Annotated in this window: 15 protein-coding genes; 11 read left to right on the top strand and 4 right to left on the bottom strand. The window is 30.3% G+C overall.

Translation table 11 applies throughout. The features are described from left to right. Positions 1 to 13 precede the first annotated feature (13 nt). Positions 14 to 1,105: a CinA family protein gene (locus tag L8X97_RS07340; RefSeq protein ID WP_133319790.1), complete on the bottom strand. Its 1,092-nt coding sequence runs from the start codon at positions 1,103 to 1,105 to the stop codon at positions 14 to 16. Positions 1,106 to 1,205: 100 nt separating this feature from the next. Here L8X97_RS07340 and ileS point away from each other — a divergent pair, with 100 nt between their 5' ends. The 8 genes from ileS to L8X97_RS07300 all read left to right on the top strand — a co-directional run bounded on the left by ileS (position 1,206) and on the right by L8X97_RS07300 (position 12,373). Next, positions 1,206 to 3,971: an isoleucine--tRNA ligase gene (ileS, locus tag L8X97_RS07335; RefSeq protein ID WP_263662979.1), complete on the top strand. Its 2,766-nt coding sequence runs from the start codon at positions 1,206 to 1,208 to the stop codon at positions 3,969 to 3,971. A 99-nt stretch (positions 3,972 to 4,070) separates the two neighbouring features. Next, positions 4,071 to 5,435: an Asp-tRNA(Asn)/Glu-tRNA(Gln) amidotransferase subunit GatA gene (gene gatA / locus L8X97_RS07330; RefSeq protein WP_263662978.1), complete on the top strand. Its 1,365-nt coding sequence runs from the start codon at positions 4,071 to 4,073 to the stop codon at positions 5,433 to 5,435. A 10-nt stretch (positions 5,436 to 5,445) separates the two neighbouring features. After that, the gene (guaB, locus tag L8X97_RS07325) at positions 5,446 to 6,897 is read left to right on the top strand and encodes an IMP dehydrogenase (RefSeq protein WP_263662977.1); all 1,452 of its coding nucleotides are present in this window, start codon (positions 5,446 to 5,448) and stop codon (positions 6,895 to 6,897) included. Continuing rightward, complete coding sequence (xseB, locus tag L8X97_RS07320; RefSeq protein WP_039628709.1) at positions 6,897 to 7,070, top strand: exodeoxyribonuclease VII small subunit; 174 nt, start codon at positions 6,897 to 6,899, stop codon at positions 7,068 to 7,070. The genes guaB and xseB overlap by 1 nt, the downstream gene beginning before the upstream one ends. Beyond that, positions 7,063 to 7,851 carry a carbon-nitrogen hydrolase family protein gene (locus L8X97_RS07315; RefSeq protein ID WP_263659654.1) on the top strand — a complete coding sequence of 263 codons (789 nt, stop codon included), beginning with the start codon at positions 7,063 to 7,065 and terminating at the stop codon, positions 7,849 to 7,851. Before xseB ends, L8X97_RS07315 begins: the two co-directional genes overlap by 8 nt. A gap of 691 nt (positions 7,852 to 8,542) precedes the next feature. Beyond that, positions 8,543 to 9,835, top strand: coding sequence for a UDP-N-acetylmuramate--L-alanine ligase (murC, locus tag L8X97_RS07310; RefSeq protein WP_263662976.1), 1,293 nt, complete (start codon positions 8,543 to 8,545; stop codon positions 9,833 to 9,835). Then, positions 9,828 to 10,175 (top strand): hypothetical protein, encoded by a 348-nt coding sequence (locus L8X97_RS07305; RefSeq protein ID WP_263662975.1) that lies wholly within the window; start codon positions 9,828 to 9,830, stop codon positions 10,173 to 10,175. Before murC ends, L8X97_RS07305 begins: the two co-directional genes overlap by 8 nt. Further along, positions 10,175 to 12,373: an endonuclease MutS2 gene (locus L8X97_RS07300; RefSeq protein WP_263662974.1), complete on the top strand. Its 2,199-nt coding sequence runs from the start codon at positions 10,175 to 10,177 to the stop codon at positions 12,371 to 12,373. Before L8X97_RS07305 ends, L8X97_RS07300 begins: the two co-directional genes overlap by 1 nt. Here L8X97_RS07300 and L8X97_RS07295 read toward each other — a convergent pair. Genes L8X97_RS07295 through L8X97_RS07285 form a run of 3 tightly spaced genes read right to left on the bottom strand, consistent with a single transcriptional unit; the run spans position 12,368 to position 14,275 of the window. Next, entirely contained in the window at positions 12,368 to 13,381 is a 1,014-nt protein-coding gene (locus tag L8X97_RS07295; RefSeq protein ID WP_263662973.1) for a hypothetical protein, read from the bottom strand. The two genes, L8X97_RS07300 and L8X97_RS07295, sit on opposite strands and share 6 nt — an antisense overlap. Continuing rightward, positions 13,347 to 13,880, bottom strand: coding sequence for a polysaccharide deacetylase family protein (locus L8X97_RS07290; protein ID WP_258107962.1), 534 nt, complete (start codon positions 13,878 to 13,880; stop codon positions 13,347 to 13,349). The genes L8X97_RS07295 and L8X97_RS07290 overlap by 35 nt, the downstream gene beginning before the upstream one ends. Before the next feature lie 29 nt (positions 13,881 to 13,909). Then, the gene (locus L8X97_RS07285; RefSeq protein ID WP_258107961.1) at positions 13,910 to 14,275 is read right to left on the bottom strand and encodes a hypothetical protein; all 366 of its coding nucleotides are present in this window, start codon (positions 14,273 to 14,275) and stop codon (positions 13,910 to 13,912) included. A gap of 94 nt (positions 14,276 to 14,369) precedes the next feature. Between L8X97_RS07285 and L8X97_RS07280 the strand changes: the two genes are divergently transcribed. The 3 genes from L8X97_RS07280 to dapE are packed head-to-tail and all read left to right on the top strand — an operon-like array spanning position 14,370 to position 16,759. Continuing rightward, positions 14,370 to 15,068 carry an SIR2 family NAD-dependent protein deacylase gene (locus tag L8X97_RS07280; RefSeq protein ID WP_263662971.1) on the top strand — a complete coding sequence of 233 codons (699 nt, stop codon included), beginning with the start codon at positions 14,370 to 14,372 and terminating at the stop codon, positions 15,066 to 15,068. Further along, positions 15,062 to 15,655 (top strand): LysE family translocator, encoded by a 594-nt coding sequence (locus L8X97_RS07275; RefSeq protein ID WP_263662970.1) that lies wholly within the window; start codon positions 15,062 to 15,064, stop codon positions 15,653 to 15,655. The genes L8X97_RS07280 and L8X97_RS07275 overlap by 7 nt, the downstream gene beginning before the upstream one ends. A gap of 3 nt (positions 15,656 to 15,658) precedes the next feature. Further along, complete coding sequence (gene dapE, locus L8X97_RS07270; RefSeq protein WP_220567303.1) at positions 15,659 to 16,759, top strand: succinyl-diaminopimelate desuccinylase; 1,101 nt, start codon at positions 15,659 to 15,661, stop codon at positions 16,757 to 16,759. The last annotated feature ends 81 nt before the right edge of the window (positions 16,760 to 16,840 follow it).

Here is a 16,840-nt window from a genome sequence, read left to right as displayed (position 1 = left end):
ACCGCTTTTATAATTAAACACCAAAGAAAATTTCAGGTTTTAATCTAAGCATTAAACAATATGCAGCCAAACTAGCTTGCTCTCTTGTATAGTTTCTATTGCCTTGTATATGAATGCATTCTTGTAAAAAGGTTCCATCTTTATACATAGCTCCTATGTAGATGGTGCCTGCTTTGGTATTTTTATCATTTTCTTCTCCAGCTACCCCACTAAGCGCTAAAGCAAAATCACAATTTGTGGTTTTAAAAACCCCTTTTAACATAAAATAAATACAACGATCAGAATATTCCCCAACACTTTCTAAAGTATCATTGCTCACCCCAAGCCAAGAATTTTTTAAACGATTAGAATAAGTGATCAAAGAACCCTCAAACACATTAGAAATTCCTGAATTTTCAGCAAATTTTGAAGCACAAAGTCCTGCAGTACAACTTTCTGCAAAGGAAATTTTTAAGTTTTTTTCTAAAAGTTTTTTGGCTATAAATTTAATAGGATCATTTCCTAAAAATACTTTTCCTGCAAAAAGTTTGAAAACCCCTTTTAAAAAGCCTTCTAGTTTTCCATATTGACTAGCGCTTGCTCTAATGCAAATGAGATTATCTAATAATGCACTTGAACAAGTTTGAATTTCAAAAGAAGTAGTAAGTGTACTAAGTAAGATATTTGCACTCATTTCATCTATATCTAAAAGACAAAAATACGCATAGTCAAGTTCAGGATTTTGCAAAATCAAAGGTAATTTTTGCTCTATATTTATATTTAATAAATTAATATGGCATTGCTCAAAAGAACTTAAAAAGGAATTTTTTTCACGCAAAGCTTTTGAAGGTACTAGGGTATCATTTTCTAAGATTAAAACATCATCATTTAAGGTTGCTATGATCTTAGCTATGGTTGCATAGTATTCGCTAATGCTAAAAATGGTTATATAGCTATATTCTTTAGAAAGTTTTTCAAGTAAAAAAGGAAGTTCTTTGTCAGGTTTGTTTATAAATTTTAGCTCATGAAGTTCTAAAAACTGCTTTTTATATTCTTCTTGTATATAACGCATATAATTTTCATTAATAATAATTTCATTGCCTATAATGATGATGAGATGTTTCATGATTTTCCTTTTTTTATTGCGATTATAACAAAAAAATAAGTGCAAATTAAAAGTATTTTAAGTAGAATTTACTATTTTTAAATTTTTCAAGGTGGATTATATGGATTATAAAGATACGCTATTGCTTCCAAATACGACTTTTGCAATGCGTGCAAATTTAGCAGAGCTTGAGCCTAAGCGTTTTAGCAAGTGGTTTGAAAACAACTATGCTTATGAAAAAATGAAACAAAAAAGACAAGGAATAAGCGAGAGTTTTACTTTACATGATGGCCCTCCTTATGCTAATGGACATTTGCATATTGGCCATGCTTTAAATAAAATTTTAAAAGATATCATCATCAAAATGCATTATTTTCAAGGTAAAAAAGTGCGTTTTACTCCTGGTTGGGATTGTCATGGTTTACCGATAGAACAGCAAGTTGAAGTTAAACTTAAAGATAAAAAGCAAAGTTTAAGCAAAAAAGAAATTCGTGAGTTTTGCAGAGAGCATGCGAGAGAATTTGTAAATATCCAAAGAGATGAATTTAAGTCTTTGGGTGTGATTGCTGATTGGGATGAGCCATACTTGACTATGAAAAATGCTTTTGAGGCAGATATTTACAAAGCTTTATGTAAAATCGCTAAAAAAGGACTTTTGCTAGAAAGAAGTAAGCCTGTTTTTTGGAGTTGGGCTGCTAAGAGTGCATTAGCAGAAGCTGAAGTAGAGTATGAAGATAAAGAAGATTATTCTATTTTTGTAGCTTTTGAGCTTGATAAAACTTCCCTTGAAAAGCTAGGTGTAAAAAAAGCTAAAGCAGTCATTTGGACTACCACGCCTTGGACTTTACCGGCAAATCAAGCTATATCTTTAAATCCAAATGAAAAATATGTTATCACTGAAGAAGGTTATATTTTTGCTAAAGCCTTGCTTGAAAATATGATTAATAAAAACTTCACTCAAGGAAAAATTCAAAAAGAACTTTTAGGTTCTGAATTTGAAAATTTAAGTGCTATTAATCCACTTAATCAAAGAAAATCCACTCTTATTTTAGGCGATCATGTTTTAATGGAAGGTGGAACAGGGCTTGTACATACTGCACCAGGTCATGGTGAGGATGATTATTATGTGTGCTTAAAATATGGCATTGAAGTGATTATGCCAGTAGATGATGGTGGGTGTTATGATGAAACACTAAGAGCTAAAGGGCTTTTGCCAGAGCATTTATTAAATGAGTTTATAGGACTTCATATTTTCAAAGCAAATGAGCGTATTTTAGAATTGCTTGGCGAAGCTTTGCTTGAGAGTTCTAAATTTATACATTCTTATCCATTTTGTTGGAGAACACATAAACCGGTTATTTATAGAGCCACAAAACAATGGTTTATCTTAATGGATGAGAAAAAATTAGATGGAAAATCTTTAAGAGAACTAGCACTAGAGCAATTAAATAATGTGAAATTTTACCCAGAAAGTGGGGTAAAAAGACTTAGTTCTATGATAGAAAATCGCCCTGATTGGTGTATATCAAGACAAAGAGATTGGGGTGTGCCTATCGCATTTTTTAGAGATAAAAACACCAAAGAAGTGATTTTTGATGATGATGTTTTAGATCATTTGGTGGGAATTTTTGAAGCAAATGGAGCTGATGCGTGGTGGGATTTAGAAATAAAAGATTTATTACCGCCAAATAGCAAATATGATCCAAATAATTTAGAAAAAGTTTATGATATTTTAGATGTTTGGTTTGATAGTGGTAGCACTTGGGAAGCAGTATTAAACTCAGCAAGATATGATGCAGGAGAATATCAAGCTTCAATGTATCTTGAAGGAAGTGACCAGCACCGTGGATGGTTTCAAAGCTCACTTTTAATTTCTACTGCTATCAATCACAAAACCCCATATAAAAACATACTTACTCATGGCTTTACCGTAGATGAAAAGGGTCAAAAAATGAGTAAATCTAAGGGTAATGTGATTTTACCTCAAAATGTAGCTAAAAATTATGGGGTAGAAATTTTAAGACTTTGGATAATGCTTAGTGATTATTCAACAGACTTAAAAATTTCAGATAATATCTTAAAACAAGTAAGCGAGCAGTATAGAAAGATAAGAAATACTATAAGATTTTTACTTGCAAATACTAATGATATGGAATTTTTAGAAACAAAAAATTTCACACTTTTAGATAAGTGGATTTTAATGCGTGCAAAAGTTGCTTTTGAAGTATGTGAAGTTGCTTTTGAAAAATATGAATTTGCAAAAGGCTTTAGTGTGCTTTTAAATTTCTTAAGTGCGGATTTAAGTGGAATTTATTTAGATGTGTGCAAAGATAGATTATATTGTAATGCAAAAGATGATACAAAAAGAGTAAGCGCGCAAAGTGCTATGGTGCTAATAGCTAGAAAACTTTTTGCGCTTTTAGCTCCAAGTTTAACTTACACTATAGATGAAGCTTTAGAACATGCAAATGTGGCCATTAAAGAAAATGCTAAAGATGTTTTTGATTTGGTATTAAAAAATGGCTTTGATTATGAGTATAAAATCGAAGATGATTTATTTATAAAATCAAGAGAAAAATTCTTTGAACTTGTTGATGTATTAAAAAAAGACAAAATCATCAAATCAACCTTAGAGTTAAGCTTGCAAACAAGTGCAAATGAGCTTTTGAGTGAAGATATTGAAGAAGTAGCTGATTGGTTTATGGTAAGCTCAGTAGAAAGCTTAGATGATAAAGAAACTTTGAGTGAGTTTAAAATAGATGATCATAGTTTTAAAATAGTGCGTTCTTTATTGCACAAGTGTCCAAGATGTTGGAAATTTTTAGCAAAAGAAGAAGAATGTTTATGTCCAAGATGTAATAGTGTGGAAAAAGCAAAAAATGTTTGAGCAAGCTTTACCTTTTAGCGTGGTAGTGATTACTTTATTGAGCTTTTTATTTATCACGCTTTTTTTGTTTTATTTGGTTAAAAAATTTAAGGATAAATAATGGTAACTTTAAAAGAAGCTTTGAAATTTTCAAATGAAGAATTAGAAAATCTAAAAAAAGAATTAAATGAAAAAGCACATCAGCAAAAGCATTTAGGTGCTTATGTAGAGCAGTTTTTAAATAAAGACTTAAGCACTTCAGGTACTGGCGTACCAGTAGCTATAAAAGATAATATTAGTGTAAAAGATTGGGAATTAACTTGTGGTTCTAAAATTTTACAAGGCTATGTGGCTCCTTATGATGCAAGCGCTATTGTAAATTTACGCAAAAATAATTTTACTCCATTTGGAAGATGTAATATGGATGAGTTTGCTATGGGAAGTACAAGTGCAACTTCTTTTTATGGTAAGACTTTAAATCCGCTTGATAATACTAAAGTTCCAGGTGGAAGTAGTGGGGGGAGTGCTGCTGCGGTTGCTGCAGGGATAGCTTTAGCAAGTTTGGGTTCAGATACAGGTGGTTCAGTAAGGCAACCTGCTGCTTTTTGTGGTTGTGTTGGGTTTAAGCCAAGTTATGGAAGAGTTAGCAGGTATGGTTTAGCAGCGTATTCTTCAAGCCTTGATCAAATAGGAGTTTTAACGCAAAATGTTGAAGATGCTGCAATTTTATATGATGCTATTGCAGGCTATGATGAAAAAGATAGCACGAGTGTAAACATAGCTTTTGAGCCAACTACGCCAAAACTAAATGCAAATAAAAAGCTAAAAATAGCTGTGATCAAAAACTATATAGAGCAAACTAATGATGATGTAAAACAAGCCTTATTAAAAACCATAGATATGTTAAAAGCAAATGGCCATGAGATTGTTTATAAAGACTTAATGGATTCTACATTTGATGTTGCGGCTTATTATATCATAGCAGCAGCTGAAGCAAGTGCAAATTTAAGCCGTTATGATGGCGTAAGATATGGTAGAAGAAGTGAAAAATGTGACAATCTTAGCCAAATGTATGTAAATAGCAGAAGTGAAGGTTTTGGTGAGGAAGTAAAAAGAAGAATTTTACTAGGAACCTTTGTTTTAAGTAGTGGCTATTATGATGCATACTACATCAAAGCACAAAAGGCTAGAAGATTTATCAAGCAAAAATATGAAGAAATTTTAAACGATTGTGATTTGATTTTTATGCCAGTTGCTCCAAGCGTTGCTTTTGGTTTTAACGATATAAAAACTCCAGTGCAAATGTATTTAGAAGATGTATTTACTATTTCAGTGAATTTAGCAGGACTTGGTGGCATTAGTGTGCCAGTAGGAAAAAATGAAAATGGACTTAGTATTTCTGTTCAGCTTATATGCAAAGCTTATGATGAGCAAACTTTATTAGATGGTGCTTTGAGCTTGGAAGAAATTATCAAAAACAAATAAAGGAAAAATTATGAAAATCATAAAACGCGCTTTGACTTTTGAAGATGTTTTACTAGTCCCTCAATATTCTGAGGTTTTACCTAAAGAAGTAGATATTAAAACAAGACTTACAAAACATATCACCTTAAATATGCCTTTGATTTCAGCTGCTATGGATACAGTTACTGAACATAGAGCAGCTATTATGATGGCAAGGCTTGGTGGCATAGGGGTAATCCATAAAAATATGGACATAGCTTCACAAGTTAGAGAGATAAAAAGAGTTAAAAAAAGTGAAAGTGGCGTGATTATGGATCCTATTTATATAGGGCCTAAAGCAAGTGTTAAAGAAGCGCTAGAACTCATGGCTGAATATAGAATTTCAGGCGTTCCTGTGGTAGATGAGAATAAAATTTTAATAGGAATTTTAACTAATCGCGATTTAAGATTTGAAACTAACTTTGATAATTTAGTAGAAAATGTAATGACAAAAATGCCTTTAATCACTGCTAAAAAAGGCTCTACTTTAGATGATGCAGAAAGGATTTTCTCTACTAATAAAGTAGAAAAACTTCCAATCGTAGATGAAAATAATCGCTTAGAAGGTTTAATCACTATAAAAGATTTGAAAAAACGCAAAGAATATCCAAATTCAAATAAAGACGCCTATGGAAGATTAAGAGTGGCTGCAGCCGTGGGTGTGGGTCAGCTTGATCGCGTAAAGGCTTTAGTAGAAGCTGAAGTTGATGTTATAGTAATGGATAGTGCGCATGGGCATTCTAAAGGGATTATTGATACATTAAAAGCAATTAAGGCTGAATTTAATGTAGATGTGATAGTAGGAAATGTTGCAAGTGCTAAAGCAGTTAAAGATCTATGTGAAGCAGGTGCAGACGCTGTTAAGATAGGTATAGGACCTGGTAGTATTTGTACCACTCGTATTGTTTCGGGTGTGGGTGTACCTCAAATTTCAGCTATAGATGAATGCGCAATAGAAGCGAGTAAATACAGCGTGCCAGTAATCGCTGATGGGGGTATAAAATACTCAGGCGATATTGCAAAAGCTATCGCAGCAGGAGCAAGTAGTGTGATGATAGGTTCACTTTTGGCAGGAACTGATGAGAGTCCAGGTGAGTTATTTACTTATCAAGGAAGACAATATAAGAGTTATCGTGGCATGGGAAGCTTAGGTGCTATGCAAAAAGGTAGTTCAGATAGATATTTCCAAGAAGGTACAGCTCAAGATAAACTTGTACCTGAAGGTATTGAAGGTAGGGTGCCTTATGTAGGAAGTATAAAAAGTGTAGTACATCAACTTTTAGGTGGGCTTAGATCTTCTATGGGTTATGTAGGTGCAGTAGATATCAAAGCTTTCCAAGAAAGAGCTGAATTTGTAGAAATCACCGCAGCAGGATTAAAAGAAAGCCATGTGCATGATGTAACTATCACTGCTGAAGCACCAAATTATAAGGTGAGTAATTAATGGAATTTGAAGATCATATCAAACAAGCTGAGCTTTCTTTGGAGAAACTTAATGATAAAGATTTGGACCTTAAAACTTGCGTAGAAATTTATAAAGAAGGTTTAAAAAGTATCAAGCAAGCAAGAACTATGCTTGAAAATGCTAAATTAGAAATCGAGCAAGTAGATGAGTAGTGTTGTAGCTTTACAATTTCCCACTTTGGCTTTGAGTGAATCAAGGCTTGATTATTATCTAAAAGCTGCTAAGGAAAGTGGTGCGAATTTGGTGGTTTTGGGCGAGTATGTTTTAAATAGCTTTTTTAGTGAGCTAAAAACTATGCCAAAAAGTATGATCAAAGAACAAAGTCAAAGTAAAAAAGCAAGCTTGATAAAACTTGCTAAAAAATATGATTTAAATATTATTGCACCTTTCATAAGTGTTGAAAATGATGGTTTAAAAAAACTATGCTTAAAAGTAGGTCCACAAAATGTAAAAGTGTATGAGCAACAAATTTTAATGCCTTATGCACACTGGAATGAAGAAAAATTTTTTAACAATAAAAAAGCTGATAAGCTTAAACTTTTTACTTTCACACATGAGGGCTTAAAATGTGCTTTGCTTTTTGGCTTTGAGGCACATTTTGATATCTTTTGGCAAATGATCATGAAAAAAAAGATAGACTTAGTCATCATTCCCACAGCTAGCACCTTTGAAAGTAATCAAAGATGGCTAGAACTTTTAAAAACAAGAGCCTTTTTAAACTCAACAAGCATTTTAAGGGTTAATCGTATAGGTAATTTAAAGCAAGAAAATGAGTGGAAATTTTATGGAGATAGCTTTTTTATTAATGCTTTTGGCGAAGTGCAAGAGCAACTTGGCGATCAAGAAGAAATGCTTGTAGTGGAAGTTAGTAAGGCAAATGAAGCTAGAAATTTATGGGGTTTTGATAAGCTTATAAAAAATTACGAAGAATAATTTATATTTTAAAACACAAATTATACTTTTAATATAAAGTATAATTTGTTAGAATTAACAATTTAATATAGTAAATTTGGATTTAACTATTTTGTTTATTAACTATAAGCCAAAGAATTGGAAATCCTATTATTCCAATTGGCAAGGCAAGCATAAATAATAAAAATTTTATAACTATTTTTGCAATGATTAAAAAAAGAGCATTAATAAAAAATACATTATCTCCAAGCAGTATGTTTTTTAGTTCTTCCCATGCAAAACATGCAAAAGGAAATAATAAATTCCTAACATAATAAAAAATGAAATGCTGCTAGATAGTGGAGTGGTAAAATAAAAAAACACATGCTGCAAACACATAATGTCTTATAAGCCACACTAGATTTATAGTGCTAAAAACTTTTAGTGGATTGATCAAATTTTACTCCTTATTTATTTATAAAATATTTTGCAATTTTATTTTTTTAAATTAATTTAAACTTAATATTTTTATTTTAATATTGTTATATTAATACTAAATTAAATATAAAGTAGTTTTAGTATTAATAATTTATATAAGATTGTGTAAATATTTTGATGTGGTTATGTGATTTATATCAGGATAAAATAAATACTCATTAAAAAGTTTATATTTTATTTTTAGTAAACAAATGATAGAATTTTGCCTTAAAATTTCAAAAAATTTGAGGCAAGAATGCAAAAAATTCATTTTATAGGTATAGGTGGTATTGGAATTTCAGCTTTGGCGAGATTTTTAAAAGAACAAGACTTTAAGATTAGTGGTTCTGATATCAAAGAAAGTAAAATCACAAAAGAATTAGAAAAAGAAGGTATAAATATAAAAATTCCTCATCATAAAGACAATGTCAAAGATGTGGATTTAGTGGTGTATTCAGCTGCTATCAAAGAAGATAATGAGGAATTAATCAGCGCAAAAAAACAAAACATTACAACGCTTTCAAGAAAAGAAGTCCTGCCTATGATTTTAAAAGACAAAAGAGTTTTTGCGGTTGCGGGAGCCCATGGTAAAAGCACGACTTCAAGCATTTTAGCAAGCTTGATAGAAGCTTCTGTTATTATTGGTGCAGTGCTAAAAGAAAGTGGTACCAATATGCTTTATAAAGAAAGCGAAAATCTCATTTTTGAAGCTGATGAGAGTGACAGTTCTTTTTTGAACTCAAATCCTTATTTAGCTATAGTGACTAATGTTGAAGCAGAACATTTAGATCATTATGGAAACGATCTTTCAAAATTATACAAAGCTTATGAAGACTTTTTGCGTTTGTCTAAAATTCAAGTGATTAATGCTGAAGATGAGTTTTTGTCAAGTTTAAATTTAAATAATGCAAAAAAGCTTTACCCAAGCAAAGATATCACAAATATTTATATGAAAGTGGAAAATTTTAAGCCAAAAACCTATTTTACGCTTAAAGATTTAGGCGAATTTAGCGTTTTTGGTATGGGTGAGCATGTGGCGATGGACGCTGCTTTGGCTATTTTGGCTGCGAGTGAATTTATAAATATAGAAGAGCTAAAAACTAAGCTTTTAAAATATCAAGGGATTAAAAAAAGATTTGATATTTTATTTGCAAATGAAAATATGGCTTTGATTGATGATTATGGGCACCATCCAACAGAAATCAAAACAACACTTAAAGCAGCAAATGAGTATGCAAGGCTAGCTGGATATAAAAAAATCATAGCTATTTTTGAGCCTCATCGTTATACGCGTTTAAGTGCAAATATAGAGTATTTTAGCGAGGTTTTAGCAAATGTTGATGAGCTTTATATTTTACCTGTGTATGCAGCAGGGGAAGCTAAAATAGATATTAATATGCAAAAATACTTTCCAAAAGCTAAATTTATAAAAGAAATTAAAAGAGAAGAAAATGCTATTTATCTTGATGATGAGTTGATTGAAAATGGCTTGGTAATTGGTTTTGGTGCAGGAGATATAAGCACAAAGCTTAGGGGTAAGTATGTTTAAGATTTTTTTATATGTCTTAGCTTTTTTTGCGATTTTACTTTTTTTCATTTTTTTGCGTAAAAAAATAGGCAAGATTAGTAATTATCTTTTGATTTTAGTGTTGATTTTGATGATTGCCTTTGCGATTAAATTTGAGTTAAGTGCCACAAGAAGTGGGGTTTTGAAAAAAGAAACACTCAATGCATTTTTACAAGGACAAAGTCTAATTTGCAAAGATGTTAATGTCACTAAAGAGTATTTTAACTTTGAGCATGGAACGCAAAGTTTTATTTCAAATGGTAAAAATAAACAATTTAAAGCCTATGTTTTTGATATAAAAGATTGCAAGGTAGATAAATAATGCAAGAGCAATTTTTTAAAAAGTTAGATTTAGATGGCTATATAGAAGACTTTAGGGGACTTTTTGCAAGAGATAAAGAAATTTTTTTACAAGGTGATAGCAAGCTTCATTATAAAAGAATCAATGAGCTTTCACTGATTGATTTTAATCCTCCACCTATGATAGAAGAGCTAAATAGTGCTTTAACTCATCTTAGCAAGCAAGGAATTTTACATTTAAGTCAAAGCTTTGAATTTATTAAAATCTGTATGTATTTTAGATACTTAAAGGGTTTAAAATTTGAAGAAAGTTTAAAAGAATGGCTTTTAAAAATAGAAATTCCACAGGCTATTTTAGAGCTTTTTGAGTATTTTGATGAAAAGGGTGAGATTAAAGAAAGTGTTGATGAAAGACTTGTTAATCTAAATTTAGCTCTAAAGATAAAAAAAGAAAGTTTGGTAGCTGAGTTTAAAAAACTCACCTATACTAAAAATCTTAGTGCATATTTGATCGATACGCAAATCCATCTTATCAATGGTATGGAGGCCTTGCTTTTACGCGGTGGGTTTAATCATGTCTTAAAAGCAAAAATCATAGGTAGAAGTAGTGGCGGTGGATTTTATGTGGTGCCTTTAAGCGTAGAAAAAATCCAAAGTCAAATAGATGAAATCAAAGATGCTAAAGAAGAAATTTTTTATGAGTATGCTAAAAAAATCAGCTTGATTTTTTATAAAAATTTGATGTTTTTGAAATTTATCAATAATGCTTTTGATTTATTTGATCATTATAGCGCTAGAGTTTTGATGGCTAAAAAACATGATTATGAGTTTGTTTTAGCTGATAGTTCTAATAATTTAAGTTTATATAACTTCGCACATCCGGCTTTAAAAAATGCAAAAAGTGTTAATATAGAGTTTAATAAAAAAGTTTTAATCATCACGGGTGTAAATGCAGGTGGTAAGTCTATGCTTTTAAAAGGAATTTTAAGTGCAGCTTTACTTGCAAAGCATTTACTTCCTATGAAAATTAACGCACAAAAAAGCCAAATAGGGAATTTCAAAGAATTTGATGCGATTTTAGAAGATCCACAAAATGTAAAAAATGATATTTCTACTTTTGCAGGAAGGATGTTGCATTTTTCTAAGCTTTTAGGTAAGAAAAATGTTTTATTAGGGGTTGATGAGATAGAGCTTGGAACAGATTTTGAAGAAGCTGCGTGTTTATATACTGAGCTTATTTCTAAGCTTTTAGAACAAGATAATAAAATCATCATCACAACCCACCATAAACGCCTTGCTATGCTTTTGGCTAAAAATTCACAAGTAGAACTTATCGCTGCTTTGTATGATGAGGAATTATCACGTCCAAAATATGAGTTTTTAAAAGGCACTATAGGTAAATCTTATGCATTTGAAACGGCTTTAAGATATGGCATAAGTGCAAATTTAGTGCAAAATGCTAAAAAGCTTTATGGAGAAGATAAAGAAAATTTAGAAGAAATGGTAAGTAAAAATATCAATCTTGAACTTTCTTTACGCAAGAAAAATGAAGAGCTTGAAAAAAAAGAAGTCAAAGTAGATGAAATTTTACTTTTACTTAAAGATCAAAAAGAAAAAAATGAGCAAGAATTTAAAAAGCTTGTTTCTAATTTAGAATTTAAATACCACAAAGCCATAGAAGAAGCTAAAAAAACGATAAATCTAAAAGATATTAAAGAAAAACAAAGAAGTTTAAACAAAGCTAATGAACTTAAAAAAAGCATTGTTTTACCAAGTATGGAGCAAAATGAAGAACTTAGAGTTGGGGATTTTGTAAAATATGAAAAAATCAAAGGTAAAATCACAGCTATTTCAAAAAATGACGCGATGATTCAAAGTGATGGTTTGAGTTTGCGTGTGCCATTAAAGCTTCTTAAAAAAAGCAATCAAAACCCTACACAAAAGGTAAAACCAAGTGTCAATATAACCCGTCCAAGTGCTTTAAATATGACTTTAGATTTACACGGCTTAAGAAGTGATGAGGCGCTTGAAAGATTAGATAAATTTATCTCTGATGCTTTGATAGTGGGTTTTGATGAGGTGATAGTTTATCATGGTATAGGCACAGGAAAACTAGCTTTTGCGGTAAAAGAGTTTTTAAAAGCCCACAAAAGTGTAAAAAGCTTTAATGATGCTCCGATTAATCAAGGTGGTTTTGGTGCTAAGGTGGTTAAATTATAATTTATTAATCCTATCTTGATCACTATCACCTTTAAAAAATGCATAGTTTTTATTATTACATTTATATGCAAAATAGATATCTTGATTTTCTTTAATAAAAGGTTCAAAATAATTTGTAATCACTTCTTTATTTTTTTCTATAAATCCCATATTTGTAATTTTTGAAAAATCGTTAATATAGCAAAGAAAATCAATATATTCATAATCATTTTGTATTAAAAATTCTTGAAAAAGACTATAAATATTTTCTGTAAAATTACCTATAAAATCAACTATTCTAATGCATTTTGCTTGAAGTATTTTTACTTCTCTTGTAACAAAAATACATTTTAGTGTAGATTTTTCAAATATTCCCAAAAATTGATATTTGTAAAAAGGGTTGTTGTAGTATCTGTTTATAAAGTATTTTTTGGATTTATAAGGTATAAAATTAAATTTAATATTTGATTTTATGAATTCTTCTGCATTTAAAATTTTATATGTAAAATTAATATTTTTTAAGTTACATATCGATGGAGAATTTGCAAAATCAGCCATATAAAAAATATTTTTTTTATCATTTTTAATATAAAAATGCTTAAGTGGTTCTATTTTATCATATAAAAAAAGTTTATAATATTTTATACCATACTCTGATAATCCAGCATTTCCAATTGATTTTGGTGTTAAAGTTTTTAGTAGAAATTTAATTAATACTAATCCAAATGTAGGTTTAATGCTTTTCCAAATTCCAAACCATAAATCTTTGTTGGCTTCGAGTTTATCATCATATTGACTAAGTAAGGTAAAGCCTAATATAGATTGAATAATATTATCTTCTAATCCCAAAACAATATTATACCTTTGGTTGTATTTATCTAAATACTGAAAATCAAGCGCTTCTTTATTATAGGCAAATACATGATTTTTATTCCAATGATTTTTTATAAATTCCATTATTTTGTTTGCTTCTTCTAATTTTGCAAAACGGATTTCAACCATAGTTAGCCTTTCCATATATAAACTCATTGCAATCATACCTATGAAGAGCAAAAGGATTATTGATTAAGTCTTTGTAGTTAATATCTTTTGAAGGTATGGAGCTAAAAGCAAAATCAAAATTATATTTTTTAAGCCATCTTTTTGCATAAGAGGTGCTTTCTCCATAGGGATAAGAAAATATTTGTATTGGTGGTTTTATAAAAGAGTTTAAAAAATTTATAGAGGATTTTAGCTCATATTTTTGGTTATATATGTTCAATGTTTTAAAGCTTAAATGGGTAAAGCTATGGCTAGCTATCAACATACCATTATCACTCATTGTTTTCAATTCATTTTTACTTAAATATAAATTATCAAAAATTTCATCATCATTCCAAAAATTTGTAATAACTTGATCTAAAATTTTTTCTTTATATTCTGGTTTTATAAAATAATTAAATAAGAGTTTAAAGTCTTTTGTACTTTTATCATCATCCAATTCTTGATAATAGTTTTTAAAAAGTTTTAAAGAAGATCTTTTTAACATGCTTGGTTTTATAATATTATAGGCAGTGTTTAATAAAATCCCCCCCCCATTTTTCCAAGTAAATAATGTATTCTATGAACATCTAGTGCTTTTTTCTGTTTAAATATACGAGTAGGAACAAAAAATATACCAAAAAGCTTTCTTTTTGTAAGTTCGTTAAAGACATAATTATAATGATCTTTAAGTCCATCATCAAAGGTTAATAGAATTTTGTTTTTTAATTTATTACAAAATAATGGATTTTCTTTTAAAAATAAAAATTCTTCAAGGTTTACAAATCCAAATTCTTTTTCAAAAAAATCTAATTGTTTTTTAAAATTTTCAATATGTAAATATCTAAAATTAGGTAATTTTTTTACTTTTTCTCTTATGTAGTGATACATTATTATTTTCATAATTATCCTTTTTGGATATTATATCAAAGCTATCTTTAAAAAATAAAACTTAAATTTAATATTTTTTTGTTACTCTTTTAAACAAGGTTTAATAATGAAACAAGTGATGATTTTAAGCGGGGCAGGCTTGTCTGCTCCAAGTGGTATAAAGACTTTTAGAGCTAGTGGTGGGCTTTGGGAAGAGCATGATGTGATGGAAGTTTGCTCAGCAACTGGCTTTAGAAAAAATCCTAAAAAAGTTTTGGAATTTTATAATAAAAGAAGAAAAGAGTTAGCTAGTGTTAAGCCAAATCACGCACATGAAATCATCACTTTATTAAAACAAAAATTTCCAAAACAAATTAGCATTTTAACGCAAAATATAGATGATTTATTAGAGCGAGCAGGTTGTGAAGAAGTGGTGCATTTGCATGGTTTTTTACCTGAGCTTTGGTGTTTAGAGTGTGAAAATATTTTTAACATAGGCTATGAAAGTAGTGATGATAAAATTTGTCCTAAATGTCAAAGCAAAAGTATAAGACACAATATCGTGATGTTTGAAGAAATGGCGCCAAATTATAAAATTTTATATGAAAAATTACAAAATTGCGATTTATTTGTATGTATAGGCACAAGTGGGCAGGTTTTACCCGTGGGAGAGTATGCAAGAGTATGTAAGCAAAGTATATTAAACAATCTTGATGAGGATAAATATTTAGAAAGTAATTTTACTAAAGTTTATATAGAAGATGTTTGCACAGCCATTGATAAAATCAAAACCGATATAGAAAATTTCTTGGAAGCAAAATGTTAGAAATAATCTTACAAGGCATAGTTTTAGGTATGGGTGTGTCTGTGCCTTTTGGACCTGTAAATATTTTGATCTTAAATACTGCTTTGTCTTCTTTTAAAAATGCTTTTTGCGTTGGGCTCGGTGCTTTAAGTGCTGATATACTTTTTTTGATTTTGATTAATCTTGGGCTTTTAAGCTTTGCAAATAATGAATTTTTTTATAAAATACTAGCGGTTTTTGGCTTTTTCTTTTTGAGTTTTATGGTATTTTTAATGCTAAGAAAAACAAGAAAAGTCGATCTTAACAAGGTAAATAAAACACATCCTTTAAAAGGTTTTAGCAAAGGATTTTTCTTAAATGTTACAAATCCTTATGTTATAGGCTTTTGGGTGAGTGTAGCAGGGCTTAGCATGCAGAGTAAAAACTCTTTTGCCTTGCTTTTTGGTTTGGTTGGTTTTATTGTGTTTTGGATTTTTACTCTATCGTTTTTTGTGTCTAAATTCAAAGCACTTGTAAAAAACAAACATATATTTTACATTAATCTTTTTTCAGCATTTATTTTAGAGTATTTTGCTCTTTCTATGCTGTATAAAGCTTTTATAGGATAGAACATGCAAGTAGTTGAAATTTTTAAAGAATTGAGCAAATTTAAATCCATCACCCCAGATGATGATGGAGCATTAAATTATATTGCAGTGGAGTTAAGTGATTTTGAAGCTTTTTTTATAGAAAAAGAAGGTGTGAAAAATCTTTTGCTGACTAAAAAATTTAGTGATGATGGCGAGCATTTAGCTTTTGGTGGGCATGTAGATGTAGTGCCTGCAGGAGAGGGTTGGAGCAGTGATCCTTTTGAGCCTTTAGAAAAAGATGGGTTTATTTATGTAAGAGGTGCACAAGATATGAAAAGTGGCGTGGCTGCTTTTATGTGTGCAGTTAAGGAGGTAGAAAATTTCAAAGGAAGAATTTCACTGATTTTAACAAGCGATGAAGAAGGCGAGGCTAAATTTGGCACGCTTGAAGTGCTTAAATTTATGCAAGAAAAAGATATGCTACCTGATTTTGCTGTGGTTGCTGAGCCAACTTGTGATAAAAAATTTGGAGATAGTATTAAAATAGGGCGTCGTGGTTCTATCAATGCAAAATTGCTTATCAAAGGCAAACAAGGCCATGTAGCATACCCGCAAAAATGCATTAATCCTGTGCATAATTTTGCTTTTGCTTTGAAATTTTTAGCAGGTTTTGATCTTGATCCAGGCGATGAGGTATTTGCACCATCTAAAATCGTTATTACTGATATACGCGGTGGTATGGAAGTGTGCAATGTAACCCCAAATGATTTAAAATTGATGTTTAATGTAAGAAATTCTCCACAAACTAGCTTAGAAGATGTAAAAGCTTATGTAGAAAAGACTTGTGAAGGACTTGATTATGAGTTGAGCATAAATCAAAGTTCAAATCCTTTTTTAACACAAAGTGATTCTAAAATCGTACAAAAGCTAAATGAGAGTGTGCAAAAAATCACTCAAGTGGTGCCAGAACTTAACACCAAAGGTGGTACAAGCGATGCAAGATATTTTGCTGAGTTTGGTGTGAAAGTAGTAGAATTTGGCGTGTGCAATGATAGAATTCATGCAATTGATGAAAGAGTGAGTATAGAAGAGCTTGAAAAATTGTATTTAGTTTTTAAAGATTTATTAGAGAATTTTAACTAGGAAAAGCATGGATGTAATAGGAATTTAGAGTAGCCTCTCATTTAAGAGTACCTTGCAGCTACCGGCAAGTTAGCCCTCTAA

Source organism: Campylobacter sp. CNRCH_2013_0671h, assembly GCF_025773055.1.
Lineage (GTDB): Bacteria > Campylobacterota > Campylobacteria > Campylobacterales > Campylobacteraceae > Campylobacter_D > Campylobacter_D lari_D.
The sequence above is the reverse complement of the archived record's forward strand: the minus strand, read 5'-3'. Positions and strand labels throughout refer to the sequence as shown.

Excerpts from the sequence above, each read along its gene's own strand:
- L8X97_RS07295 (WP_263662973.1), bottom strand. The coding sequence starts at position 13,381 with ATGAGTTTATATATGGAAAGGCTAACTATGGTTGAAATCCGTTTTGCA.
- murC (WP_263662976.1), top strand. The coding sequence starts at position 8,543 with ATGCAAAAAATTCATTTTATAGGTATAGGTGGTATTGGAATTTCAGCT.
- L8X97_RS07300 (WP_263662974.1), top strand. The coding sequence starts at position 10,175 with ATGCAAGAGCAATTTTTTAAAAAGTTAGATTTAGATGGCTATATAGAA.
- dapE (WP_220567303.1), top strand. The coding sequence starts at position 15,659 with ATGCAAGTAGTTGAAATTTTTAAAGAATTGAGCAAATTTAAATCCATC.
- L8X97_RS07280 (WP_263662971.1), top strand. The coding sequence starts at position 14,370 with ATGAAACAAGTGATGATTTTAAGCGGGGCAGGCTTGTCTGCTCCAAGT.
- L8X97_RS07285 (WP_258107961.1), bottom strand. The coding sequence starts at position 14,275 with ATGAAAATAATAATGTATCACTACATAAGAGAAAAAGTAAAAAAATTA.
- xseB (WP_039628709.1), top strand. The coding sequence starts at position 6,897 with ATGGAATTTGAAGATCATATCAAACAAGCTGAGCTTTCTTTGGAGAAA.
- L8X97_RS07305 (WP_263662975.1), top strand. The coding sequence starts at position 9,828 with ATGTTTAAGATTTTTTTATATGTCTTAGCTTTTTTTGCGATTTTACTT.
- L8X97_RS07315 (WP_263659654.1), top strand. The coding sequence starts at position 7,063 with ATGAGTAGTGTTGTAGCTTTACAATTTCCCACTTTGGCTTTGAGTGAA.
- L8X97_RS07275 (WP_263662970.1), top strand. The coding sequence starts at position 15,062 with ATGTTAGAAATAATCTTACAAGGCATAGTTTTAGGTATGGGTGTGTCT.
- L8X97_RS07340 (WP_133319790.1), bottom strand. The coding sequence starts at position 1,105 with ATGAAACATCTCATCATCATTATAGGCAATGAAATTATTATTAATGAA.
- L8X97_RS07290 (WP_258107962.1), bottom strand. The coding sequence starts at position 13,880 with ATGTTAAAAAGATCTTCTTTAAAACTTTTTAAAAACTATTATCAAGAA.
- ileS (WP_263662979.1), top strand. The coding sequence starts at position 1,206 with ATGGATTATAAAGATACGCTATTGCTTCCAAATACGACTTTTGCAATG.
- gatA (WP_263662978.1), top strand. The coding sequence starts at position 4,071 with ATGGTAACTTTAAAAGAAGCTTTGAAATTTTCAAATGAAGAATTAGAA.
- guaB (WP_263662977.1), top strand. The coding sequence starts at position 5,446 with ATGAAAATCATAAAACGCGCTTTGACTTTTGAAGATGTTTTACTAGTC.